This window comes from Methylocystis sp. sgz306128 (assembly GCF_056032725.1).
Map to the genome: position 1 here is coordinate 203,546 of NZ_JBVYWO010000002.1, position 23,285 is coordinate 226,830.

The following is a 23,285-nucleotide window of genomic DNA, read 5'->3' on the forward strand; positions in this document are numbered from 1 at the left end:
CAATCCCTCTCCCCTCATTCTTCGACAAGCTCAGGATGAGGGGAGAGCGAGCGCTGACAGCCGTTTCCGCCACAATGCAAAAGGCGCTGAGATAGCTCTAACCGCTGTTTCTCAGGCCCGCCGAAATGCCGTTGATGGTGAGCTGGATGCCGGTGAGGGTTTCCTCGTTCATGCCGTCGGCGCGGTGCTTTTTGAGCAGTTCCACCTGAATATGGTTCAGCGGGTCGAGATAGGGGAAGCGGTTGCGGATTGAGCGCTCCAGCAGCGGGTTTTTCTCGAGCAGGCTGCTCTGGCCCATGATCGCCAGCAGATGTTTGATCGTCTCGTGATATTCGGCGCTGATGCGGCCGAATATGGCTGTGCGCAGCTCTTCATCCGCGACAAGCTCGGCATAGCGCGAGGCAATGGCGAGGCTGCTCTTGGCCAGCACCATGTCCATGTTGGACAGCAGCGTGCGAAAGAACGGCCATTCCCTGTACATGGCCTGCAGGTGCGCAAGCCCGTCGTCATGCGCGGCGAGATAGGCCGTGACGGCACTGCCGAAACCAAACCAGCCCGGCAGCATCAGGCGGCATTGCGCCCATGAGAATACCCAGGGAATGGCGCGCAGATCCTCGATCCGCCGCGTCTTGGTGCGCGAGGCCGGACGCGAGCCGATATTGAGCGTGGCGATCTCGGTGATCACCGTGCTGGCCCAGAAATAGTCCTCGAAGCGTGGCGTTTCATAGACAAGGCCCCGGTAGGCGGCATAGGCCACATCGGACAATTCGGCCATGGCTTCCAGATAGGAGGCCTGCGGCGCCGGATGATCCGGCTGCAGCAGGCTTGCCTCCAGTGTCGCGGCGGCGAGAATTTCGAGATTGCGGTGCCCCACTTCCGCATTGGAATATTTCGACGAGATAATCTCGCCCTGTTCGGTGATGCGGATCTGTCCGTTCACTGCGCCGCCCGGCTGCGCCAGAATGGCGTCATAGCTCGGCCCGCCGCCGCGCCCCACCGAGCCGCCGCGCCCGTGAAACAGGCGGATGCCCACCTTGTGCCGGCTGAACACCTCGACCAGCCCGATTTCCGCCTTGTAAAGCTCCCATCCGGACGTGACAAAACCGCCATCCTTGTTGGAATCGGAATAGCCGAGCATCACTTCCTGCACATTGCCGCGGCTGGCGACGAGCGAGCGGTATTCGGGCAGGGAGAACAGCGCGTCCATCACATCGATGCAGGCGCGCAGGTCCTCGATGGTCTCGAACAGCGGCACGAGATGCACTGCGCTGGAGCCTTCGGCCCGCACCAGTCCCACTTCTTTGAGCAGCACGGCCAGCTCCAGCATGTCCGAGACGCCCTCGGCCTTGGAGATGATGCAGGTGGTGATCACCTGCGGGCCAAAGCGCTGATGCGCCTCGGCGGCGGTGCGGAATACGGACAGTTCCTTCTGCGTTTCTTCGCTGTAGGTCAGGAAGGGCGAGACAAGCGGGCGCGGTGTCGTGAGTTCGCGCCGCAGCACGTCGATGCGCCCGGTCTCGTCAAGGCCGGCATAATTTGTGCCGGGCGCTGCCCGTTCCAGCAGTTCGGCGATGACGCGCTCGTGCACGGCGGAATTCTGCCGCAGATCGGTGCTGGTGAGGTGAAATCCGAAGCAGTCCACGGCGCGCAGCAGGCGGCGCAGGCGGCCATCCGCCAGAATTTGCGAGCCATGCGAGCGCAGTGACGTGTCTATGGTCTGGAGATCGTCCAACAACTGGCCCGAAGCGGCATAGGGCTCGGCGCTGGCTGCGGGGTGGCGCGGATCGTCCACGCCATGCAGCAGGCGCATCGTGGCGGCGACGCGCGCATAAATGCCGATCAGCGCCTGCCGGTAGGGCTCCCGGGCACGGTGCAGCGAACGGTCTCCGCCTTTCTGCGCCAGCGCGCGCAATTCGGGCGTGACCTCGACAAGCCGGTCGGTGACGGAAAGTTCGGCGCCCAGCGCATGCAATTCATCGAGATAGAACTGGAGCGCCAGTTTTGAATGCATGTGGGTTGTGGCTTTGAGCACCTCGGCCGTGACGAAAGGGTTGCCGTCGCGGTCGCCGCCGATCCAGTTGCCGACGCGCAGGAACGAGGGCACAGCAATATCCGCACCCGGTTCGGACTGGCGCAGCTGGTCTTCCAGCGCGGCATGCAATTTCGGCACTTCGCGCAGGAAGGTGTAATCGTAATAGCTCTGGCCGTTGGCGACTTCATCGAGCACGGTCAGCTTGTTCTGCCGCAGCAGGCTGGTCTGCCAGAGCGTGACGACAATGCGCTTCAGGTCTTCCAGAATCTGCTTGTGTTCGTCGGGGGTCAGCGGAATGTCGCGCCGGCCGAGCAGGGCGTAAATCTCCATTTCGCGCGTCATCGTGCTCTTGCGGCGTACTTCGGTGGGATGCGCCGTCAGGACGGGGCTGATGAGCGCCCGGGCGAAAAAATCAGCCAGCTGGCGGGCGGTTATGCCGGCCTTTTTCGCCTGCGCCAGCGCATAGGCCATGGAACCCGGCCGCGGCGCCGAGCCGGCAATGGCATGGGCGCGCGTGCGGCGGATGTGATGCTGATCCTCGGCTATATTGGCAAGATGCGAAAAATAGGAAAAGGCGCGCACGATTTTCACTGTCTGGCGCGGCGTGAGCTGATTCAGCATGGCTTCCAGCGCATTGCCGACCGACGAATCCTGCTCGCGATGAAACCGCGTCGATGTCTGGCGGATGAATTCGACTATGGCGAAAACATCCTCGCCCTCCTGCTCGCGTACCGTATCGCCGAGCATGCGTCCCAGCAGCCGGATATCTTCCCGCAAAGGCAGGTCCTTTTCGGCCTCGCTGGCCGGCATCACATTAATGCTCATCATTCAAATCTCGCGAAGGTCCGTTCATCCTGGCGTCATATAGAACTTTCGTTCTATAGTCGTGCCGGATGGCGAGATCAAGCGAGCCTGAATTTTAGGCAGTTCAATAGTCGAGGTTGAACACCCTGTGCGGGTGCAGTTCGCCCTGCTGCACCGGACCGAACGCAACAGGCACGCCGCCGCAGGCCGCATAGGCCATGCCGCCAGCCGGGGCATCGCGCCCGCGCAGAATGATCGATTGTCCGCGCTTGAGCCGCGCTGCCAGATTGCGGTCGACGATGACGCAGGGCACTTCCGTCAGGCCGGATTCAACCGGCTGCAGCGCTTCACTGATATCGCTCATGGCCTCGAGTCCGGCCAGCGTCACCGCATCCGCTTCCATGAAAGGCCCGACGCGGGTGCGCCGCAGCGCCGAGACATGGCCATAACAGCCCAGCAACCGCCCCAGATCGCGCGCGACGGCGCGCACATAGGTGCCCTTGCCGCAATCAGCCTCGAGAACGGCCTCGTCCGGGCCCGCCGATATCAGCCGCAGGTCGTGGATGACGATGGTGCGGGCGGCAAGATCCAGCGTCTCGCCTTCGCGCGCGAGATCGTAGGCGCGCGCGCCGTCGACCTTGATCGCGGAAAATTGCGGCGGAATCTGCTCAATCTCGCCGATGAAGCGGGGCAAAAGCGCGGCGATCTGCTCGGGTGCGGGGCGCGCCTGCGAGCTTTTTGTCACCGGACCCTCAAGGTCGTCCGTCGTGGTTTCCGCACCCCAGCGCACGGTGAAGCGGTAGGATTTTTCACCATCCTGCACGAAGGGCACCGTCTTGGTTGCCTCGCCGAAGGCAACAGGCAGGATACCGGAAGCCAGCGGATCCAATGTGCCGGCATGACCGGCCTTTTTGGCGCGAAAAAGATATTTGAGCTTCGACACGGCCTGTGTCGATGTCATGCCATAGGCCTTGTCAAGAACGATCCAGCCGTTGACCTCGATGCGGTTTGAGCGCGGAGCATTCATTCTGATCAGTTCTCATCGTCATCGGGCGGCAGGTCGTGGCCGGAAGATGCCGCATCGGCGCCAAGATCGCGCTGCACCTGCGGCGAACGCAGAAGCTCGTCGATGCGCGAGCCCTCGGCAAAGCTCTCGTCGGCCCTGAAACGCACGTCCGGCGCGAATTTCAGATTGACCTTGTGGGCGATCTCTCCGCGCAGGAATTTCTTATGCCGCTCCAGCGCCTTGAGCACGATGTCGAGCTTTTCGCCGCCAAGCGGCATGACATAGACCGTTGCCAGCTTGAGATCGGGGCTGACACGTACTTCGGGAATGGTGATGACAAGGCCGCTGAGTTCCGGCTCGTTCAGTATGCCGCGCGCGAGAACATCCGCCATGGCGTGGCGAATGAGTTCCCCGACCCGGAGCATGCGCTGCGACTGGGTTTTTCCACTATGATGCTGTCTTGACATGGGAAGCCTGCTCAACAGTCAGGGCCGGACGCAATGTCCGGCGCCTGATTCAATTTCAAGCCGCAAGGGCTTACAAACTGCGCTTGATCTCCTCGACCCGGTAACATTCGATGATGTCGCCCGCGCGCATATCCTCATATTTCTCGAAGGCCATGCCGCATTCCTGGCCGGCCTGCACGTCCTTGACTTCATCCTTGAAGCGCTTGAGCGTCGAGAGCTTGCCTTCGTGAATGACGACATTGTCGCGGATGAGGCGCACAGAAGCGCCGCGTTCCACCTTGCCGTCCGTGACGCGGCAGCCTGCGACCTTGCCGACCTTGGAAATATTGAAGACTTCCAGAATCTGCGCATTGCCCAGCATGGTTTCGCGCAAGGTGGGCGCGAGCAGGCCGGACATGGCCGCCTTCACATCGTCCACGAGGTTGTAGATGATGTTGTAATAGCGGATTTCGATGCCGAGACGCTCCGCAAGCTCGCGCGCTTCCTTGTGGGCGCGCACGTTGAAGCCGATGACGGCGGCGTGCGAGGCTTCAGCCAATGTCACGTCGGATTCGGTGATGCCGCCTGCGCCGGCGTGAATGACGCGCGCGGCGACCTCATCCGTGCTGAGCTTTTCCAGCGTCGCGAGAATGGCTTCCACCGAGCCCTGCACGTCGCCCTTGATGACCAGCGGAAATTCCTTGCGTCCGGCCGTCTTGAGCTGGCTCATCATATCCGCCAGCGAGCCGCGGGCCACATTGCCGCGGGCCGCCTGCTTCTCGCGGCGCTGACGCTCGCGATATTCGGCGATTTCGCGGGCACGCGCTTCCGATTGCACGGCGGCGACACGGTCGCCGGCTTCCGGCGCACCGTTGAAGCCCAGCACTTCCACCGGCATCGACGGCCCTGCCGAATGGACATGAGCGCCCTTGTCGTTGAGCAAGGCGCGCACGCGGCCCCATTGCGAACCGGCAACGATGATGTCGCCCACTTTCAGCGTGCCGCGCTGCACCAGAATGGTGGCAACAGGCCCGCGTCCCTTGTCGAGACGGGCTTCGATGATCGTACCTTCCGCGGCGCGGTCGGGATTGGATTTGAGATCAAGCAGTTCGGACTGCAGCGCCAGTAGTTCGAGCAGTTTGTCGAGGTTGATCCGCTTAAGGGCGGAAACTTCCACTTCGAGTACATCGCCGCCCAGGCTTTCCACCTGCACTTCGTGCTGGAGAAGCTCGGCGCGCACGCGCTCCGGCTTGGCGTCCGGCTTGTCGATCTTGTTGATGGCGACAATGATCGGCACACCTGCCGCCTTGGCGTGATTGATGGCCTCAACCGTCTGCGGCATGACGCCGTCATCGGCCGCCACCACCAGAACGACGATATCCGTCACCTTGGCGCCGCGGGCGCGCATGGCCGTGAAGGCGGCGTGGCCGGGCGTATCGATGAAGGTGACCTTGCCGCCGTTGGGCGCAACGATCTGGTAGGCGCCGATATGCTGGGTGATGCCGCCGGCCTCGCCCGAAACGACATTGGCGTGGCGGATGGCATCGAGCAGCGAGGTCTTGCCGTGGTCGACATGGCCCATGATGGTGACAACCGGCGGGCGATGCACGAGTTTGTCCTCGCCATCGGCCTCAGGCGCGTCGAACAATCCTTCTTCGACGTCCGATTCCGCAACGCGGCGCACTTTATGGCCGAGTTCATCGGCAATCAGTTCAGCGGTGTCGGCGTCGATCACATCGGTGATTTTCGCCATCTGGCCCTGCTTCATCAGGATCTTGATGACATCGACGGCGCGTTCCGACATGCGGTTGGCCAGTTCCTGAATGGTGATGGTTTCAGGAAGCTGGATTTCGCGGACGATCTTTTCCTTCGGCTCGTTCGAGGCATGGCCCTTGAGGCGCTGCGTGCGGCGGCGGAAGGCCGCGACGGAGCGCGTGCGCTCTTCTTCGTCGCTGGTTATGCTGTGCACGGTCAGACGGCTGCGCTGTTTCTGCTCAAGGTCGCGCTGCGAGGGCGTCTTGGCGGGAATGGCCGGACGCACCATCACGCCGGGGCGGCGCACGACGGTCTTTTTCATGTCGTCGTCTTCGGCTTCGGCTGTGCGCTTGCCCGGAACCGCGGCCTGAACAGGCTTGGCAGCTGGGGTGAGCGGCGTCAGCGGACGGCGCTGCGGCTGGGCTGCAGTTGACTGCGGCGCGGGTGCGGGAGCCGGCGGCCCTCCGGCAAGGCGGCGCTTGGCTTCTTCTTCAATCTTGCGCTTGGCATCGAGCTCGGCGGCGCGGCGGGCGTCTTCCTCGCGCTTGCGCGCCTCGGCGGCTTCGCGTTCCGCCCGTTCGCGCAATTCGCGTTCGGCGCGCGCCTTGGCTTCCGCTTCCTGGCGGCGGCGGTCTTCCTCTTCGCGCAGCCGCGATTCTGCCAGCGCCCGTTCACGGGCATCGCGCTGGGCTTCAGTCAGGGTTGGCAGAACGACGCCGGTCGTGGGTCGTGACGGCGGAACCTGTCGTCCGGTCGAGGGCGGCGCGGCTTTCTGCACGGCCGCAGGGGCGGGCGCAGGCGCAGGCGCGGCTGAGACGGGCTTCGTTTCGCCGGGCGCATGCGAACGGCGTTTCACCGTTTCGACCACCACCTGCTTGGTACGTCCGTGAGAAAAGCTCTGGCGCACAACGCCCTGCTCTACCGGACGTTTCAACGTCAGGGTTTTGGATGGAACGGTTAAAGTCTTGTCGCCATTGTTCGTCGTGTCGTTCATGTTACCCTATTCGTCTCGGACGCCGTGCCCGCTCATAAACCTATTTTTCGGAAATTTCATCCGAATTATCACATATTTCATCAGGATTGGAGACTATTTCTTGATGCGGATCCTTCGGGTCGCTGCGATAGGCCGCATAACGTTCAATCATGTCGATGAAATACTGGCCAGCCTCGGCGCTGGTAATGCCGACATGAACCGAATTGCTCCGTCCCAGAGCCATATCCAATTCCGAGGTGCCAAACAACTGAAATATTTTAATTTTACGGTCATGTTCCTGGCGCTGCGCCAGATTGTCGAGCTTGCGGGTTCCATCGGAGCCGGCTTCCAGGGCGTGAACCAGGGCCTTCAGGCGTCCTTCATTCAGGGCGCCCAGCAGCTTTGAAAATCCGGCGATCACCGCGCCGCCCTTGTTGGCGAGCGCGAGCGCCTGCAGCGCGGCCTTGCGCATCAGTGCATCAATGTCTTCGGCGAGGCTGTCCGGCACGAGCGCCGGCGTTTTCAGCGCCCGCGCGAACATGTTCTTTTTCATGGCCTGACGCACCAGCGCCGAGGACAGCGACACATAAACGCCCCGTCCCGGCAGACGGCCCTTGAGATCGGGGACGATAAGTCCTTCCGGCCCGAGCACAAAACGCAGCATCGCCTTCGCGGGCTGGCTTTTCCGCGTGACGATGCAGGTGCGTTCGGGCGTCGCTGTTCTGTCCTTTGGCAAGGTCAATCCTGTTCGGCGGACGGCGCGTCCTCGACCTTGGCTTCCGGAAGCGAGTCGATCCAGCCGAGCTTGAGACGCGCGTTCATGATCATCGCCTCGGCTTCGGTGCGAGAAATGTCGAAGCCGTCGAGATAGCCGGCGTTACGCTTGGTTTCGCCGTCCTTGCGCTCGGACCAGCCAACCAGTTCGTCGGTGGCCAGATCGGCAAAATCCTCCAGCGTCTTGATGCCGTTTTCGCCCAGCTTCACCAGCATGGCGCTGGTCAGGCCGTCGATTTGCAGCAGATCGTCGGAGACGCCCAGTTCGATGCGCTTGGCATTATGTTCTGCTTCGATGCGGGCGAGATAGTCGCGGGCGCGGTTCTGGATTTCGGCGGCAGTATCCTCGTCGAAGCCCTCGATCGACGTGAGCTCCGCAAGATCGACGACCGAGAGTTCCTCCACCGAGCGGAAACCTTCGGAAGCCAGCAGCTGGCCGACAACCTCGTCGACATCGAGCGCGTCCATGAAGGTCTTGGTGCGGGCTGTGAATTCTTTCTGGCGGCGTTCCGATTCCTCGGCTTCAGTCAGAATGTCGATGTCCCAGCCGGTCAGCTGCGAGGCAAGGCGCACGTTCTGGCCGCGGCGGCCGATCGCCAGCGAAAGCTGGTCATCCGGCACAACAACCTCGATGCGTTCCGAATCCTCGTCCAGCACCACCTTCACCACTTCTGCGGGCTGCAATGCATTGACGATGAACGTCGCGGCATCCGGCGACCAGGGAATGATATCCACCTTTTCGCCCTGCAATTCATTGACCACGGCCTGCACGCGCGAGCCGCGCATACCGACGCAGGCGCCAACAGGATCGATGGAGGAATCACGCGAGACAACGGCGATCTTGGCGCGCGAACCGGGATCGCGGGCCACGGCCTTCACCTCGATGACGCCGTCATAGATTTCCGGCACTTCGGCCGCGAAAAGTTTGGCCATCAGTTGGGGGTGAGTGCGGGAGAGAAAAATCTGCGGGCCGCGCTGCTCGCGGCGCACGTCGTAGACATAGGCGCGCACGCGGTCGCCGGGGCGGAACATTTCGCGCGGGATCATCTCATCGCGGCGGATGATGGCCTCGCCCTTGCCAAGATCGACAATGACATTGCCATATTCGACCCGCTTGACGAGACCGTTGATGATTTCACCGACGCGATCCTTGAACTCGTCATACTGGCGGTCACGCTCGGCCTCGCGCACTTTCTGCACGATCACCTGTTTGGCGCTCTGGGCGGCGATCCGGCCGAAATCGAAGGGCGGCAGCGTTTCGGAAATCCAGTCGCCAACCTGCGCAGCCGGGTTTTTCTTGCGCGCTTCGGTCAGCGAAATATGAATGGCGTCATTGTCAATCTGGTCCACCACGAGCAGCAGGCGCGAGAAGCGCACCTCGCCGGTTTTCGGGTTGATCTCGGCCCGCACTTCCGTTTCCTGCCCATAGCGGGAGCGCGCTGCCTTCTGCAGGGCTTCCTCCATGGATTTCAACACGATTGAACGGTCGATCGATTTTTCGCGGGCGACGGCATCCGCGATCTGCAGTAGTTCGAGTCTGTTGGCGCTGACAGCCATGGCAATCTCCTCTTAACTGTTGTGGCCTGCCCGGGCAGGCGCTTGTCGGGTTCTAATTCTTGGCGGCGGGCTGACGCTTTTGCTGCGCCTGAGCCTTCCGCAATTCCTTCTTGATCTCTTTTTGCTGCTTTTCGGCCTGTTTGCCCGCCTTGAGAGACGTGCGGATCAGCGCATCCGTCAGGACAAGTCGGCCTTCGCCGATATCGGCAAGGCTGAGACGCACGAGAGGCTCTTCGCCCTCTTTCGTCTCCAGTTTCTCCAGCACGAGCACATCGTCTTCCACCGCATGGATCAGGCCGCGGAACCGCTTGCGGGTACCCACCAGAACGGCCATTTCAAAACGGGCCTCATGTCCCAGCGCACGCAGCAGGTCGGATATGCGCACCAGCGGCCTGTCGATGCCCGGCGAGGAGATTTCCAGCCGGTAGGCCGCAGCGATCGGATCTTCCAGATCGAGAACCGGCGACACGGCCTCGCTGATGGCCTCGCATTCCTCGATATTGATAAAACCATCCGGGCGCTCGGCCATGATCTGCAGCGTGTTGCCGCCGGCGGCGCTCAGCTTGACGCGGACCAGCCGGAATCCGAGATCGTTGAGCACCGGCTCCACCAGATGCGCGACGCGTGCGGCTGGTCCTGTTTCATGAATGAAGCGCGGCTCATGCAGATCGGCATTGAGTTCTGTCGTCATGGTCTGTCCTTGCGGCGGCGCTGCGGCACCCATGCACGAGCAGGAGGCTCCCGCTCAAGCATAAAAAAAGAGCGGGTTCCTTTCGGGAGCCCACTCTCATTTTCGATCGTTTCACAACAACCGCACTGAGAAATTTTGCGACTCTATACACCAGAACCTTGGCCGGGAGCAAGATAAGATTGCGGCCGATTGCCATTCAGTTCGAAATCATCCGTATGCACGATCACACCTTCGGGCTGCAGCAGAAGGATGCCGTACGCGCCCGGTTCATCGACGGAAAGCGTGCTGTCGGCAGTGCTGAAATCCATCGGCTGCTGATGTGCGGGACTTTTGAAAACGGCGAAGGGCACATTGCGGAATGAACCGGAGATGGTGCGATGGACATGGCCGGCGATAATCTGCCTCACCTGAGGAAATTGCGCGATCAGATCGTAAAATTCCGGCCCGTTGCGAAGTCCGATGCGATCCATGCCCGGAAATCCGGTGGCATGGGGCGGATGATGCATGAAAATGACGATCTTTTTGCCGCTGGCCCCGGCAAGCTGTGCGCGCAGCCAGTCCAGACGCTCCCGGCACAGCAGGCCATCGGCGATCAGGCTGTCGCCCTGCGGCCCGTTGTCGGCAGTATCGAGAAAAATCAGGCGATAATCGCCGAGATCCAGCGCCGATTGCACAAATCCGCCTGTATCCGTGCTGGCTCCGGCAAAAATCTCAAGAAAATTGCGGCGGTTGTCGTGATTGCCGATCATGAGCTGAACTGGCACGCAAAGCCGCTGCAGTTCGGCATTCAGCCGCCTGTAGGATTCGATGTCGCCGCGATGGGTGAGATCGCCCGTGATCACGACACGGTGCGCATCCGGATGCAGGCGGTTGATATGTGCTATGGCCGTACTGAGGCGTTGCAGCGGATCGATGCCGATAATGGTCTTGCCCTGTGGCAGGACATGCAGATCGGTCAGGACGATGATCTTGCCGGCGTTCATGATCAGGCCTTCCGGTGACGTTTATCGGCGGATGAAAGTCAGATAGGCCGATGGCCGGCCTTCGCGTATCGCCTTTTCCTCGTAGCGCGTGCTTTTCCAGCCTGCCCAGGGCTTGCGCCAGTCATCGGCGCTGCGCGCGTCCCAGACAAAATCCCGACTGCGCAGAATGCGGGCCAGTGTCCATCCGGCATAATCGTCGATATCGGTGGCAAAGCGCAGCTCCGCGCCGGGCTTCATGGCGCGCGCCAGCCGCGTGAGCATGTCGTCCGAGACAAAGCGGCGCTTGCGCTGGCGGCGTTTGGGCCAGGGATCGGGATAAAGCAGATAAACGCGGTCCAATGTTCCGGGCGCCAGCTGGTCGATGAGCAGGCCTGCGTCGCCGTCATGCAGCCGGATATTTTCGAGCTTCTGGCCGTCTATTCCTGCCAGAGCCTTGGCGACGCCGTTGATGAACGGCTCGCAGCCGATAAAGCCCGTCTCCGAATTTTCAGCGGCGCGCTGGAGCAGATGTTCGCCGCCGCCAAAACCAATTTCGAGCCAGATTTCACGTGCGCCGTCAAACAGGCCCTGTGCCGCAACCGGCGCGGACACATCTACCCTGAGGCGCGGCAGCAGGGTTTCCACAAGCTGCGCATGATAGGATCGCAGCTTCTTGCCCTTGCGCCGGCCATAAAGCATGGAGCCCTCATGCTGGACATGGGGCTCCGCTTCCGTCGTGCCGGTCATCCCGCGATGCCGAATTTCTGCCGCAGCAGCGGCACAAGATCCGTCTTTTCCCAGGAAAAGCCGCCGTCTGCTTCCGCCGGGCGGCCAAAATGCCCATAGGACGAAGTGCGCGCGTAGATCGGTGCATTCAGCCTGAGATGGGTGCGGATGCCGCGCGGCGTCAGGCTGATGATATTCATCAGCACGTCTTCAAGCTCGCTTTCCGCCACTTTGCCGGTGCCGTGCGTATCCACATAGATCGAGAGGGGCTGTGCCACGCCGATGGCATAGGAAAGCTGCAGCGTGCAGCGGCGCGCAAGACCTGCGGCGACCACATTCTTGGCCAGATAGCGGGCGGCATAGGCTGCGGAGCGATCCACCTTTGTCGGATCCTTGCCCGAGAAAGCGCCGCCGCCATGCGGCGCGGCGCCGCCATAGGTGTCGACGATGATCTTGCGGCCGGTGAGTCCGCAATCGCCGTCCGGCCCGCCAATATAGAATTTGCCGGTCGGATTGACGTGCCAGACGGTGTCTTTCGTCACCCAGCCCTTCGGCAGCGCCTCGAGCACATAGGGCTCAATCAGATTGCGCACGCCTTCCGAGGTGAGGTCTTCGTGCACATGCTGGTGGGAAACCACAATCTGCGTGACGCCCACGGGTTTGCCGCCGACATATTTCACCGTGACCTGGCTCTTGGCGTCCGGGCCCAGTGCATGGAGCGTACCGGAGCGACGCGCCTCGGAGAGCGAATGCAGAATGCGGTGGGCATAATAAATCGGCGCTGGCATGAGTTCCGGAGTTTCGTCGCAGGCATAGCCGAACATGATGCCCTGATCGCCCGCGCCCTCGTCCTTGTTGCCGCTCGAATCGACGCCCTGCGCGATATCCGAGGATTGCTCGTGCAACAGGATTTCTATCCGCAGGTTTTCCCAATGGAAGCCTTCCTGCGAATAGCCGATATCCTTGATCGTGCTGCGCACAGTCTTTTCGATCAGTTCATGCGAGAGCATCGGACCGCGCACCTCGCCCGCGATAATCACGCGGTTGGTTGTCGCCATGGTTTCGCAAGCCACGCGAATCTGGCTCAGATCCATGCCAAGGCGCGTCGCCTCGCGATAATAGAGATCAACGATTTCATCCGAAATGCGGTCGCAGACCTTGTCGGGATGCCCCTCGGAGACAGATTCACTGGTAAAAAGATAATCCAAACGTGCCACAATCAGCATCCTTGATTGGAAATGCCTGACCTCCGGGCGCGAGGAGGCGCAGGCCGTGAACGATCGCGCTCAATGGCATTTTTTGCCTGCAGGCGTTCGTTATGTCAAGCCATATCGGACGATATGTTCGTTATAGAGAACGCGCTGTTATAATGGCAGAGGCGTTTCGGACTCGCTGTCCGCGTCCTCGCCGGCAACGGCAATGACCAGATCAAGAATACGCTTGCGCACCTTTGCATCGCGGATGCGGGCGAATGCCTTGTTGAGCAGAAGTCCTTCTGCCGTCGAGAGAAAATCGACGACATAATTCGTATCCGGCGGCGAGGCTTCCTCAAAGCCGCTGAAGGCGACTTTATCGGCGATGGGCGCACCCTCGAAAAAGAAAGCGGGCGGCACGTTCAGAGTCTTGGAAATCTCCTGAAGGCGGCTGGCGCCGATGCGATTGGTGCCTTTTTCATATTTCTGTACCTGCTGAAAGGTAAGGCCCAGGGCGTCGCCAAGTTTTTCCTGACTCATGCCTATCAGGACACGCCGCATCCGCACCCGGCTGCCGACATGTTGATCAATGGGATTAGGAACCTTTTTCATTCAGTCTGCATCTTTCTGACAAGATGATATATACTTAATTATATTTGGCAATTACTTACGCAAGGTCACTTACTCGTATTAAGCGAATTTTAATCAAATTGCAATGTCAAAGAGTGTGCATCGGGCGTCTTTCGGGGCGAAACCGGCCCCAAAGCGCCAGAACCGCCGTTAACGCGAACAGAATCACCGGCATCAGCGGGCCGAATCGGACGAAGATTGTTTCGGGCAGCGCCTTGGGCAGATCCGAATCAAGCACATCCGCTGCTTCAAGCGGCAGGCTGGACAGAATCCGTCCCACCGGGTCGACCACGGCGGAAATGCCGCTGTTGGCATCGCGGATCAGCGGCAGGCCGTCCTCAATGGCCCGCAGACGCGCCTGAGCAAAATGCTGGTAGGGTCCCGGCGTCCGGCCAAACCAGCCGTCGTTCGTCACATTGAGAATCAGCCCCGGCCTCAGCCCCGAACCATAGACCTCGCCCGGAAATATCGCTTCATAGCAGATGGCGGGCGCCACAGGCGGCATGTTCGGCACATTGAGGAGATGATTGAGCGTGCCTGCATCAAAGCCGCCCGGCATCTGTACGAACTGCCGCAGCCCCAGCATGCGCAAAAGTCCCTCCATCGGCAGGTATTCGCCGAAGGGGACAAGATGAACCTTGTCATAGCTGCCAGTAATGATGCCGCCGCTGGTGACGACTTCGAGACTGTTCATGTAATGTGCCCGGCCGTCGGCTGCCGTATCGTCATATCGCACCGCGCCGGTCAGTAATACGGTGCTATCGGGCAGAAACTGGCCGATCATCGAAAGAATTTCCGGATCCTGCGCCAGCAATGTCGGGAAGGATGATTCCGGCCAGATGAGATGGGTGACTCCGCGGATGCCGTCGGGATGTGTCTTGTCAGCCCGGCCAGAAAGGGCCAGATAGCGCTGCACGATGGGCACTTTATTCGCCGGCCTGAAATTATCGTCCAGCGGCACATTGGGCTGCATCAGGCGAAGATGCACGTCCGGCACCCATTGCGTCGGGTTGAGATGCAGCCGCACCATGCCAAAAAGCGCTAGGGCCAGCAGTCCGCCGCCGCTGATGAACGCGACGAAGCGCCGGTTGCCCGGTATAATCAGCGCCGCCGGCGCCGCAAAAATGGCAATGGCCAGAAAATTCAGTCCATAAAGGCCGAAAAGACAAGCCGCCTGCGCCAGAATCAGATTATCGCCCAGCGCCATGCCCGGCTCGTTCCAGGGAAATCCGGTCAGGATATGGCCGCGCAGCCATTCGCTAAGTCCGAGGCCGAAAGCCAGAGCGAAGATCCGCAAGATGCCGGGCGACCAGAGCAATCTGGCGATCACAAAGCCGAATGCCGGAAAAAAGGCAAGGCCGGCGGGCAGGCCGATGACGCCAAGCGGCATGAGTGCCGCAAATTTATCCGCCTCCACCAGAAAGGCCGCGCCCAGCCACCAAAGGCCAGCGGTGAAATAGCCAAATCCCCAGAACCAGCCCGTCCAGAAACCGCCCCAACTGCCCAGCCACCGGCGGAGCCCCGCCTTGTTCTTAGCTGCAGTCCTGTCCTGTCCGGCGCCGTCCAGCAGCCAGACGGCCACGCACATGGCCACGGCCATCAGCGGCCAGATATCGAAGGGCGCCAGCGCCAGCGCTCCGCTGGCGCCCGCCAGAAAGGCCACTATGGCGCGCCGCCACCCGGAAGACAGAATGATCCAGTCAATGAAGGACAACCAGCACCTAATCTCAGGAATTTCAGGCCAGAGCGAATCGCTGCGCGCAGAGTCTAGCGAATTTAATCCGGTTTGGAATCGGGGTTGTCGGATTCATTATGCGCGGACTTTCGCTTCGCAGCCTGCCGCGCCGGCGTTTTGGCCGCTTCGGCGGCGCTGTCGGCTTCGAAGGCATGCCAGGCGATGCGCACCCGCTTCACCCGCCGCGGATCGGCATCGAGAATTTCAAATTCGAGTCCGGCCTCGCCGGCGACGATTTCGCCGCGCACCGGTACACGGCCCGCCAGCGAGGTGACAAGGCCGCCTACCGTATCGATGGATTCGGTCTCCTCGACATCGGCCAGCGGCTGTCCCCAGGCCTCGGCAAGTTCTTCGAGGCTGGCGCGGGCGCTGGCTGTGATCGAGCCGTCCTCATTGCGCTGGAAGGTCGGGCCTTCGCTTTCGTCGTGTTCGTCCTCGATATCGCCAACGATGGTTTCGACAATATCCTCAATGGAAACCAGCCCGTCGGTGCCGCCATATTCGTCGATGACCAGCGCCATATGGGTGCGGCTGGCCTGCATCTTGATGAGCAGATCCAGAGCGGGCATCGAAGGCGGCACGAAGAGCACCGGGCGCAGGATCTTGGCATTGGCAAGCGGCACGGAAAGATCAAGCGCCCCGACTCGCGGCTGACTGGCTGTCTTGCGGCGGCGGCCATTGCTGCCGATCTCCGCCCGCGCCGCCAGATGATCGAGAAAATCCCGGATATGCACCATGCCGCGCGGATCATCGAGCGTTTCATGGAAAACGGGCAGGCGCGAATGTCCCGCCGTGCGGAACATGGACAGTACTTCGGCAAGGCTGGCCGAAGACTGCACCGCGATGATATCCGCGCGCGGCACCATCAGGTCTTCGACCCGCACCTCATGCAGGCCAAGCACGTTCTTGAGCATTGCGCGTTCTTGCGGCGAGAAATCATCGCCGGTCTTGGTGTCTTCGAGCGCATCCTCGATATCGTCGCGTACAGAGGGCGCACCAAGCCCGATCAGCATCTTGAGGCGTTCGAAAAGCCCCGGCTTATGATCCTGCGCGGAGCCCTGCGCCGGTCTGGACGGATCGTCGCTCATTGTCCGGTCCCCGGCTCCGGCTCGGCATAGGGATTGGCGATGCCCTGCGCCGCGAGAATTCTGATTTCGAGCGCTTCCATCTCCTCGGCTTCGGCCTCGGTCTCATGGTCGAAGCCGAGCAGATGCAGGAAGCCATGAACGATCAGGTGGCAATAATGATCGGCCATTGTCTTGCCCTCGGCCCCGGCTTCGCGCTCCAGCGTCTCGAAGCTCAGGATAATATCGCCCAGCAGCGGCGAACGGGCAAGATTGTTCATGTCCCCCGCCGGAAACGACAGCACATTTGTCGCCTTGTCGATCTTGCGCCATTGCTTGTTCAGGGTGCGGATCGCCGCATCGTCGCATAAAACGATGCTGATCTCGGCGTCAGGGTGCAGCGCCTTGCCGCTCAGCGCCGCAGCTTTGGCCAACATTGTGCGCCCCAGTTCTTGCGCGTTGGGCAGGCCCTGCCAGAGTTCGGATTCGATCGCGAAATCCAGTTCCATCATCTTGGCAGACCTTGCGGCGGCCTGGCCGCGGCTTCATAGGCGCCGACGATGCGCCGCACCAGATCATGACGCACGACGTCGACATCCTTGAACCTGACATGCCCGATCCCCTCCAGCCCGGACAGCAGATCGATGGCTTCCGCCAGGCCGGATTTCTGGCCCGGCGGCAGGTCGGTCTGCGTCGGATCGCCGGTGATGATCATGCGTGATCCCTCCCCCAGACGGGTGAGGAACATTTTCATCTGCATGGAGGTGGTGTTCTGCGCCTCGTCGAGCAGGACAACGGCATGCGAGAGCGTGCGTCCGCGCATGAAGGCCAGCGGCGCGACCTCGATCATGCCGGTCTGCATGCCGCGTTCAACCACGCGTCCTTCCATGAAATCGAACAGCGCATCATACACCGGGCGCAGATAGGGATCGACTTTTTCCTTCATGTCGCCGGGCAGGAAGCCGAGACGCTCGCCCGCCTCCACCGCGGGGCGGGAGATGATCAGCCGCTCGACAACACCCTGTTCGAGCAGCGCGACGGCATGGCCGACGGCAAGCCATGTCTTGCCAGTGCCCGCCGGCCCTTCGGCGAACACCAGTTCATATTGCTTGAGCGCCCGCAGATATATGTCCTGCGCGACATTGCGCGCCTTGACCGGGCCGCGCTTGCGCGTGCCGATCTGGTCGAACACCACCTGCGCCGCGCTTGGCGTCTGTTTCGGGAAAAGCTGGCCCTGCAGGGCGCTCTCGGCAATGGCGCCGTTGACATCGCCCATGGTGATCGGCCGCCCGTTGCGCGCCTGCGTGTACAGCGCCACCAGCACACGCCGGGCATAGGCGCAGGCTTCGCTCGTGCCTTTCAGTGTGATCTGATTGCCGTTGGCGCGGGCGATGACGTTGAGCTTGCGCTCGATCTGGGCGAGATTCTGGTCATACTGGCCAAAAACTTCCGAAGCGACGCGATTATCCTCAAAGGAGAGAGCAGCTTCCACCTGCGGCTCGGCGCCCGCCTGTTCTGCCTTCAGTGCAAGATCTGTGGGAGCGGACCGGTCGGAAGCTTTCATGGTTCCTCGCCTTCAAGTAAGCGCCCCTGCAGCGACGTGCCGCCGGTAGCGATGATTTCAACCCTGCCGATCCGGCCGATTAGGTGCGGCGGACCTTCGCAGTGGACACCGTGCAGATAGGGCGATTTGCCGCCGATCTGCCCGGCTTTGCGGCCCGGCTTTTCAAACAGGATATCGAATGTCTGGCCGAGCGCCTGTTCGTGGAACGCCTGCTTCTGGGCATCCAGCACCCGCTGAAGCGTGGCCAGACGCTCCTGCCTGATCCGCTCGGGCACCTGCGCCATTCCGGCAGCGGGCGTGCCGGGGCGGGGCGAATATTTGAAGGAATATGCCGCCGAGAATCTCACCTTCTCGACAAGATCAAGCGTGTCGGCGAAATCCTCATCCGATTCTTCCGGAAAGCCGACGATGAAATCCGAGGACAACGCGATATCGGGCCGCATTTCACGCAGCCGCGCCACAATATCGAAATATTCGTTGCGGCTGTGATCGCGGTTCATGGCCTGGAGAATCCGATCTGAACCGGATTGCACGGGCAGATGCAGGTAAGGCATCAGCGCCGGCAGGTCGCGGTGGGCGCGCAGCAGGCCCTCGCTCATGTCGCGCGGATGGCTCGTCGAATAGCGGATGCGCGCAATGCCGGGAACCTTGGCTATTTCCTCGGCAAGACGCTCGAATGGCCAGATTTTCCCGTCCAGCCCTTCGCCGTGATAGGCATTGACGTTCTGGCCGAGCAGCGTCACTTCCCGCACGCCCGATTCAGCCAGAACGCGGGCCTCGCCGAGGATTTTGGCCGCCGGACGGGAAACTTCCGCGCCGCGCGTGTAGGGCACCACGCAGAACGTGCAGAATTTGTCGCACCCTTCCTGAATCGTCAGGAAGGCGGTCACGCCGCGCGAACGTGTCTTTTCAGGGCTTGGCGGCGCAAGAAAATCGAATTTATCCTCGACGGGAAAGTCCGTATCGAGCACAGGCCCATTGTCGCGGGCATTGCGCAGCAGGTGCGGCAGGCGATGATAGTTCTGCGGCCCGACGACCAGATCGACGGCCTTCTGCCTGCGGAAAATCTCGCGTCCCTCGGCCTGCGCCACGCAGCCGGCGACGGCAATGGTCATTTCCGCGCCCTGCGCGGCGCGCGCGTCCTTGATCTCGCGGATCTTGCCGAGTTCGGAGAATATTTTTTCCGAGGCGCGCTCGCGGATATGGCAGGTGTTGAGAATGACGAGGTCGGCGTCATCGGCCTGTGCCGTTTCCTCATAGCCTTCGGGCGCAAGTACATCCGCCATGCGTCCGGCGTCATAGACATTCATCTGGCAGCCATAGGATTTGATGAACAGCTTGCGCCGGTTCGATTTCGGTTTTTGGGATGTCTGCGGTTCAGAGGATGACATTGACTCTCGGCTTTGGGTATTTTCGCTTTATAGGCCATCCGGAGCGGCAAGCCCATAAAAATCATGTGCAGTTTACGGTTTTTGTCAGGTCTTGAGAAGGGCTGCGCAGCATCCTTTCACACCATTGGCGGGGTCAATCGGCCACCACGCCCGTAATTGAGCGCATAATTTCCGGCGCGGATATGATGCGCGGCAATCCGGGCCAGATGCTTGCGGTCCGTGCCCCGCTCGAATGCCAGCGGCGGATGGAATTTCAGCGTCACGTCGAACGGCCCCTGACGCAACAGCCAGAGCAGGTGCGGCAGCAGCGTCGTATCTCCATACCAGGCCACATGCGCCCGCGTCAGGCGATCCATGTTCATGCCCTGACGGCGCTGGTAGAGTATGGAAACCGGCTGAACCGGGATCGACCGCAGATGCGGGTTCTGCCGCAGAACTTCGCGCGCGGCGGCAAAATGCGACGTGAAAAAGGGCAGCAGGCGGTTGCCGTCTCCCGTCGTGCCTTCGGGGAACAACACCACCGAGCGCCCCGCCCTGAGCCGCTCCGCCATGGCAAGATTGACCCGGTGCACGCCGGAGCGCCGGTTGCGATCGACGAAGACTGTCCCCTGCGCTTTGGCGAGACGTCCGAAGACCGGCCAGTGCGCCACATCGCTCTTGGCAACGAAGGAGAGCGGCGCCAGCGCGCCGATGACGGAAATATCCGTCCACGAGACATGGTTGGGAATGAGCAGCGCCGGCGGCGCGGCGATCTCGCCGAGCCTGTGGACGCGCAGACGCAGAATGCGGATCAGGCAGCGGTGGAAGAGAAGCGGAATGAAGGCCTGCAGGCGCGGGTAAAACCGGCGCGCCAGCGCATTGAACGGAATGCCGATCAGCACGAAAGCCGATACAAGCAGCAGAATAAGGCCAAGGCGCAGGGTGATCATCATGACGGAATCTTGCCCATCCATTTGACCATCGCGTGACACCTCATGTCAGGGCGCGCCGCATGATCAGCGCTTTGGCCAGAGTTCCGTCTCTGAGACGGGTGTATGCGGGACGCTCGCCCACCTGAGCGAAGCCGAACTCGCGGTAAAGCGCGATTGCCGCGGCATTGCCGCTTTCCACTTCCAGAAAAAGCTCGCGCGCGCCTGCCGCAGCCAGACGTGCGATGCAATGGGCCAGAAGGCCCCGGCCAATGCCTTTGCGACGCGCGTGTTCAGCGACGACGATGGTGAGAATCTCCGCTTCTCCCGCCGCATGGCGCGCCAGGCAGAATCCGGCCATCGCGCGGCTGATGAATGCGCCGTCCGCTATGCTCGACCTGTCGGCAAGCAGCTTTTCAAAATCGCTGCGACTCCAGGGATGGGCAAAGGCCGGCGCATGAAGCGCGGCGCATTCGCCGCCATCGCGGCTGGTCAGGGCGCGGAAGGAAGGCGTCGGCGATCTGAACAGACCAAACATTCATGCACCCATCACCGGCAGGCGTCTGGCAGTCTGCGGCTTGGCGTCGGGCGCCTTGAGATAGAGCGGGCGGGCGGCGGTATCCGGGTCCGCAAGCAGGCCGAGCCGCGCGACGAAGGTAATGTCCGGCGCGTTCAGCACGTCAGCGATTTCGGCTTTGAGGCCCATGCCCCACGCTTCTATGGCGACCGCCTGCGCGCCCGAGCCGGAAAGGCGCAGCGGGCCGGAGCCAAACAGCCGCACGGTTTCGCGCACCGGCGCATGGCGCGCCGTCACCAATGTGCGGCCCTCGGGCGTGAATGCCTGTACGTAAATATGTCCATGGCGGGCATCGATGGCGGCGACCGTGGTCCAGCGCGGCTCCTGCCGGATGAGCGGCGCGGCCAGTGCCGCCAGAGTCGAGACCCCGACAACGGGCACGTCGCAGGCCAGGCCAAACGCGCGCGCCGCCGAAATGCCGATACGTATGCCGGTGAACGAGCCTGGGCCGACAGTAACGGCGATACGGCCCAGCGAATCGAAACCGCCCTTGATCTGCGACATCACGCGGTCGACCAGAGGCAGCAGGGCCTCGGCATGGCCCCGCTCCATTTCAATTGTCTCACGGGCCAGAACGGCATCGTCTTCCACGCGCAGGACACAGGCTGATACTGCACCCAGTGATGTATCCAGCGCGAGAATATTCATGCCGATTCCGAAGTTAGACCTGCTCGACCGCACGCACGTCCGGCAGGAAATGTTTCAACAGGTTCTGAATGCCATGTTTCAGCGTGGCCGTCGAGGACGGGCAGCCCGAGCAGGCGCCCTTCATTTTCAGGAAAACGACGCCATCTTTGAAGCCGCGGAAGGTGATGTCGCCGCCGTCTCCCGCAACCGCCGGGCGTATGCGCGTTTCCAGCAATTCTTTGATGGTGGCGACCGTTTCAGCGTCCGACGGCGCGAAGAATTCGCTGCCGCCATCGCTGTCGGCGGCGGCCTCGCCCTCAAGCAAGGGCGCTCCGGACATGAAATGTTCCATGATCGCGCCGAGAATCGCAGGCTTCAGATGCTGCCATTCGCCGGCGGATTTGGTCACGGAAACGAAATCCGAACCAAAAAATACATTGGTGACGCCATTGACGGCGAACAGCGCCGAAGCCAGCGGCGACTGGCGCGCGTCTTCGATGCTGGTGAATTCGACGGCGCCGCCTTCAAGCACGCTGCGCCCGGGCAAAAATTTGAGTGTGGACGGATTCGGGGTGGATTCAGTCTGGATAAACATGTTCAGCTCCTGACACGCCGGTTCAAGGCCGGAGGTGGATAACAATTCTATATGACCCCGCTTTGACTGCGGATCAAGTGTTTTGCGACAAAACTGCGCGAAGACTGTCGGGCAGACGCGCCGCACGGCCATTTTTCATCACGGCGATCTTTACATCCGCCTCGATCAGGCAGGTTTCGCCGCGCAGGATCTTCTGCCGCATCAGCAGCGACGCTCCGCCGATTTCCGCGACTTGCGTTTCGACGCGGATGAGGTCGTCCATGCGTGCCGGCCTGAGAAAATCGATCGTCATCCGCCGCACGACAAAGGCGAGCGCCTCGCCTTCATGCGCCTCGGACTGCAGAATGCCGAGCGCGCGCAGAACCTCCGTGCGGCCGCGCTCCAGAAAGCGCAGGTAGGAGGCGTGATAGACAAGCCCGGAAAAATCCGTGTCCTCATAATAGACGCGGATCTCATGGTGCCAGCCGGACATTCAGTCCTTGTCTTTCAGGCTTTTGAGCTGGGCAAAGACGCTGTCGACATCGATTTCGTCGTCCTTGGGCGCCTGCGGCACGCGGATGCCGAACACTTCCTCTTCCGAGGTGCGCTCCGGTGCGGCGCGGCCCGTCGTAACTTCCGCGGAGACGAGGGTCTGGCTGCGATCTTCCTCGACGCGCGGCTTGTCCTTGGAGGCGCGCGCCACCTCGAAATCGAGATCGATCTGCGAGCAGAGGCCAAGCGTCACGGGGTCCATCGGCGTCAGGTTTGCCGAATTCCAGTGCGAGCGCTCGCGGATCGAATCCAGCGTCGTCTTTGTCGTGCCGACAAGACGCATCAGCTGGGCGTCCTTGAGCTCGGGATGGTTGCGCAGCAGCCACAAAATGGCGTTCGGCCGGTCCTGCCGGCGCGAGAGCGGCGTGTAACGGGCACCGCGGATTTTTTTGGGCTCAGGCAGTTTCACCTTGGAGACGGCGAGCTGGAGGTGATGGTCAGGGTCCTTCTCGCCTCTGGCAATTTCCTCGCGCGTCAACTGGCCGAAAGTCACAGGATCATGGCCCTTGATGCCGGTGGCGACTTCGCCATCGGCAATGCCTTTCACCTCGAGCGGATGGAGCTTGCAGAAATCCGCGATCTGCTGGAACGTCAGCGATGTATTTTCAACGAGCCATACGGCGGTTGCCTTCGGCATCAAGGGGGCGTTGCTCATAAAAAACTCCATCGATCTTGCTTGCGGCCATGCCAAGTCAGGCCCTTTCGGGGCAGGAACGGGCTGTGAGGCGCGTCCCTTCTATTCTT

General features: G+C 61.6%; 22 protein-coding genes. All 22 read right to left on the minus strand.

Features of this window, described 5'->3' with window-relative positions:
- Window positions 1-97: 97 nt before the first annotated feature.
- The 22 genes from ppc to AC0N03_RS04940 all read right to left on the minus strand — a co-directional run bounded on the left by ppc (window position 98) and on the right by AC0N03_RS04940 (window position 23,196).
- Window positions 98-2,860 carry a phosphoenolpyruvate carboxylase gene (ppc, locus tag AC0N03_RS04835; protein ID WP_474287431.1) on the minus strand — a complete coding sequence of 921 codons (2,763 nt, stop codon included), beginning with the start codon at window positions 2,858-2,860 and terminating at the stop codon, window positions 98-100.
- 100 nt (window positions 2,861-2,960) lie between these two features.
- Entirely contained in the window at window positions 2,961-3,863 is a 903-nt protein-coding gene (truB, locus tag AC0N03_RS04840; protein ID WP_474287433.1) for a tRNA pseudouridine(55) synthase TruB, read from the minus strand.
- 5 nt (window positions 3,864-3,868) lie between these two features.
- Window positions 3,869-4,309: a 30S ribosome-binding factor RbfA gene (gene rbfA / locus AC0N03_RS04845; protein ID WP_474287434.1), complete on the minus strand. Its 441-nt coding sequence runs from the start codon at window positions 4,307-4,309 to the stop codon at window positions 3,869-3,871.
- A 70-nt stretch (window positions 4,310-4,379) separates the two neighbouring features.
- Window positions 4,380-7,037, minus strand: a complete 2,658-nt coding sequence (gene infB / locus AC0N03_RS04850; RefSeq protein ID WP_474287436.1) for a translation initiation factor IF-2 — start codon at window positions 7,035-7,037, stop codon at window positions 4,380-4,382.
- Between the two features lie 40 nt (window positions 7,038-7,077).
- Window positions 7,078-7,752 (minus strand): RNA-binding protein, encoded by a 675-nt coding sequence (locus AC0N03_RS04855; RefSeq protein WP_474287437.1) that lies wholly within the window; start codon window positions 7,750-7,752, stop codon window positions 7,078-7,080.
- 2 nt (window positions 7,753-7,754) lie between these two features.
- Window positions 7,755-9,347 (minus strand): transcription termination factor NusA, encoded by a 1,593-nt coding sequence (gene nusA / locus AC0N03_RS04860; RefSeq protein WP_474287438.1) that lies wholly within the window; start codon window positions 9,345-9,347, stop codon window positions 7,755-7,757.
- Between the two features lie 52 nt (window positions 9,348-9,399).
- A complete protein-coding gene (gene rimP, locus AC0N03_RS04865; protein ID WP_474287439.1) occupies window positions 9,400-10,038 on the minus strand; it encodes a ribosome maturation factor RimP in 639 nt (212 codons plus the stop codon).
- A gap of 143 nt (window positions 10,039-10,181) precedes the next feature.
- Window positions 10,182-11,021, minus strand: coding sequence for a 2', 3'cyclic nucleotide phosphodiesterase SpdA (spdA, locus tag AC0N03_RS04870; RefSeq protein WP_474287440.1), 840 nt, complete (start codon window positions 11,019-11,021; stop codon window positions 10,182-10,184).
- Window positions 11,022-11,042: 21 nt separating this feature from the next.
- Window positions 11,043-11,747, minus strand: coding sequence for a tRNA (guanosine(46)-N7)-methyltransferase TrmB (trmB, locus tag AC0N03_RS04875; protein WP_474287441.1), 705 nt, complete (start codon window positions 11,745-11,747; stop codon window positions 11,043-11,045).
- Complete coding sequence (gene metK, locus AC0N03_RS04880) at window positions 11,744-12,952, minus strand: methionine adenosyltransferase (protein ID WP_474287442.1); 1,209 nt, start codon at window positions 12,950-12,952, stop codon at window positions 11,744-11,746. The genes trmB and metK overlap by 4 nt, the downstream gene beginning before the upstream one ends.
- Window positions 12,953-13,090: 138 nt before the next feature.
- Complete coding sequence (locus AC0N03_RS04885; RefSeq protein WP_474287443.1) at window positions 13,091-13,531, minus strand: helix-turn-helix domain-containing protein; 441 nt, start codon at window positions 13,529-13,531, stop codon at window positions 13,091-13,093.
- A gap of 106 nt (window positions 13,532-13,637) precedes the next feature.
- Complete coding sequence (lnt, locus tag AC0N03_RS04890) at window positions 13,638-15,263, minus strand: apolipoprotein N-acyltransferase (RefSeq protein WP_474287444.1); 1,626 nt, start codon at window positions 15,261-15,263, stop codon at window positions 13,638-13,640.
- A 62-nt stretch (window positions 15,264-15,325) separates the two neighbouring features.
- Entirely contained in the window at window positions 15,326-16,372 is a 1,047-nt protein-coding gene (locus AC0N03_RS04895; RefSeq protein WP_474287445.1) for a hemolysin family protein, read from the minus strand.
- Window positions 16,369-16,860 carry an rRNA maturation RNase YbeY gene (gene ybeY / locus AC0N03_RS04900; protein ID WP_474287446.1) on the minus strand — a complete coding sequence of 164 codons (492 nt, stop codon included), beginning with the start codon at window positions 16,858-16,860 and terminating at the stop codon, window positions 16,369-16,371. The genes AC0N03_RS04895 and ybeY overlap by 4 nt, the downstream gene beginning before the upstream one ends.
- Complete coding sequence (locus AC0N03_RS04905; RefSeq protein WP_474287447.1) at window positions 16,857-17,912, minus strand: PhoH family protein; 1,056 nt, start codon at window positions 17,910-17,912, stop codon at window positions 16,857-16,859. Before AC0N03_RS04905 ends, ybeY begins: the two co-directional genes overlap by 4 nt.
- Window positions 17,909-19,303: a tRNA (N6-isopentenyl adenosine(37)-C2)-methylthiotransferase MiaB gene (gene miaB / locus AC0N03_RS04910; protein ID WP_474287448.1), complete on the minus strand. Its 1,395-nt coding sequence runs from the start codon at window positions 19,301-19,303 to the stop codon at window positions 17,909-17,911. Before miaB ends, AC0N03_RS04905 begins: the two co-directional genes overlap by 4 nt.
- 116 nt (window positions 19,304-19,419) lie before the next feature.
- Window positions 19,420-20,256 carry a lysophospholipid acyltransferase family protein gene (locus tag AC0N03_RS04915; RefSeq protein ID WP_474287449.1) on the minus strand — a complete coding sequence of 279 codons (837 nt, stop codon included), beginning with the start codon at window positions 20,254-20,256 and terminating at the stop codon, window positions 19,420-19,422.
- Between the two features lie 19 nt (window positions 20,257-20,275).
- Entirely contained in the window at window positions 20,276-20,749 is a 474-nt protein-coding gene (locus tag AC0N03_RS04920; protein WP_474287450.1) for a GNAT family N-acetyltransferase, read from the minus strand.
- A complete protein-coding gene (gene tsaB, locus AC0N03_RS04925; protein WP_474287451.1) occupies window positions 20,750-21,436 on the minus strand; it encodes a tRNA (adenosine(37)-N6)-threonylcarbamoyltransferase complex dimerization subunit type 1 TsaB in 687 nt (228 codons plus the stop codon).
- Window positions 21,437-21,449: 13 nt separating this feature from the next.
- Window positions 21,450-22,010, minus strand: coding sequence for a NifU family protein (locus AC0N03_RS04930; RefSeq protein ID WP_474287452.1), 561 nt, complete (start codon window positions 22,008-22,010; stop codon window positions 21,450-21,452).
- Between the two features lie 73 nt (window positions 22,011-22,083).
- Window positions 22,084-22,482 (minus strand): tol-pal system-associated acyl-CoA thioesterase, encoded by a 399-nt coding sequence (gene ybgC / locus AC0N03_RS04935; RefSeq protein ID WP_474287453.1) that lies wholly within the window; start codon window positions 22,480-22,482, stop codon window positions 22,084-22,086.
- Window positions 22,483-23,196, minus strand: a complete 714-nt coding sequence (locus AC0N03_RS04940; RefSeq protein WP_474287454.1) for a DUF1013 domain-containing protein — start codon at window positions 23,194-23,196, stop codon at window positions 22,483-22,485. It lies immediately after the preceding gene.
- Window positions 23,197-23,285 lie beyond the last annotated feature (89 nt).

Excerpts from the sequence above, each read along its gene's own strand:
- ppc (WP_474287431.1), bottom strand. The coding sequence starts at position 2,860 with ATGATGAGCATTAATGTGATGCCGGCCAGCGAGGCCGAAAAGGACCTG.
- truB (WP_474287433.1), bottom strand. The coding sequence starts at position 3,863 with ATGAATGCTCCGCGCTCAAACCGCATCGAGGTCAACGGCTGGATCGTT.
- rbfA (WP_474287434.1), bottom strand. The coding sequence starts at position 4,309 with ATGTCAAGACAGCATCATAGTGGAAAAACCCAGTCGCAGCGCATGCTC.
- infB (WP_474287436.1), bottom strand. The coding sequence starts at position 7,037 with ATGAACGACACGACGAACAATGGCGACAAGACTTTAACCGTTCCATCC.
- nusA (WP_474287438.1), bottom strand. The coding sequence starts at position 9,347 with ATGGCTGTCAGCGCCAACAGACTCGAACTACTGCAGATCGCGGATGCC.
- rimP (WP_474287439.1), bottom strand. The coding sequence starts at position 10,038 with ATGACGACAGAACTCAATGCCGATCTGCATGAGCCGCGCTTCATTCAT.
- spdA (WP_474287440.1), bottom strand. The coding sequence starts at position 11,021 with ATGAACGCCGGCAAGATCATCGTCCTGACCGATCTGCATGTCCTGCCA.
- trmB (WP_474287441.1), bottom strand. The coding sequence starts at position 11,747 with ATGACCGGCACGACGGAAGCGGAGCCCCATGTCCAGCATGAGGGCTCC.
- metK (WP_474287442.1), bottom strand. The coding sequence starts at position 12,952 with ATGCTGATTGTGGCACGTTTGGATTATCTTTTTACCAGTGAATCTGTC.
- AC0N03_RS04885 (WP_474287443.1), bottom strand. The coding sequence starts at position 13,531 with ATGAAAAAGGTTCCTAATCCCATTGATCAACATGTCGGCAGCCGGGTG.
- AC0N03_RS04895 (WP_474287445.1), bottom strand. The coding sequence starts at position 16,372 with ATGAGCGACGATCCGTCCAGACCGGCGCAGGGCTCCGCGCAGGATCAT.
- ybeY (WP_474287446.1), bottom strand. The coding sequence starts at position 16,860 with ATGATGGAACTGGATTTCGCGATCGAATCCGAACTCTGGCAGGGCCTG.
- AC0N03_RS04905 (WP_474287447.1), bottom strand. The coding sequence starts at position 17,912 with ATGAAAGCTTCCGACCGGTCCGCTCCCACAGATCTTGCACTGAAGGCA.
- miaB (WP_474287448.1), bottom strand. The coding sequence starts at position 19,303 with ATGTCATCCTCTGAACCGCAGACATCCCAAAAACCGAAATCGAACCGG.
- AC0N03_RS04915 (WP_474287449.1), bottom strand. The coding sequence starts at position 20,256 with ATGGATGGGCAAGATTCCGTCATGATGATCACCCTGCGCCTTGGCCTT.
- AC0N03_RS04920 (WP_474287450.1), bottom strand. The coding sequence starts at position 20,749 with ATGTTTGGTCTGTTCAGATCGCCGACGCCTTCCTTCCGCGCCCTGACC.
- tsaB (WP_474287451.1), bottom strand. The coding sequence starts at position 21,436 with ATGAATATTCTCGCGCTGGATACATCACTGGGTGCAGTATCAGCCTGT.
- AC0N03_RS04930 (WP_474287452.1), bottom strand. The coding sequence starts at position 22,010 with ATGTTTATCCAGACTGAATCCACCCCGAATCCGTCCACACTCAAATTT.
- ybgC (WP_474287453.1), bottom strand. The coding sequence starts at position 22,482 with ATGTCCGGCTGGCACCATGAGATCCGCGTCTATTATGAGGACACGGAT.
- AC0N03_RS04940 (WP_474287454.1), bottom strand. The coding sequence starts at position 23,196 with ATGAGCAACGCCCCCTTGATGCCGAAGGCAACCGCCGTATGGCTCGTT.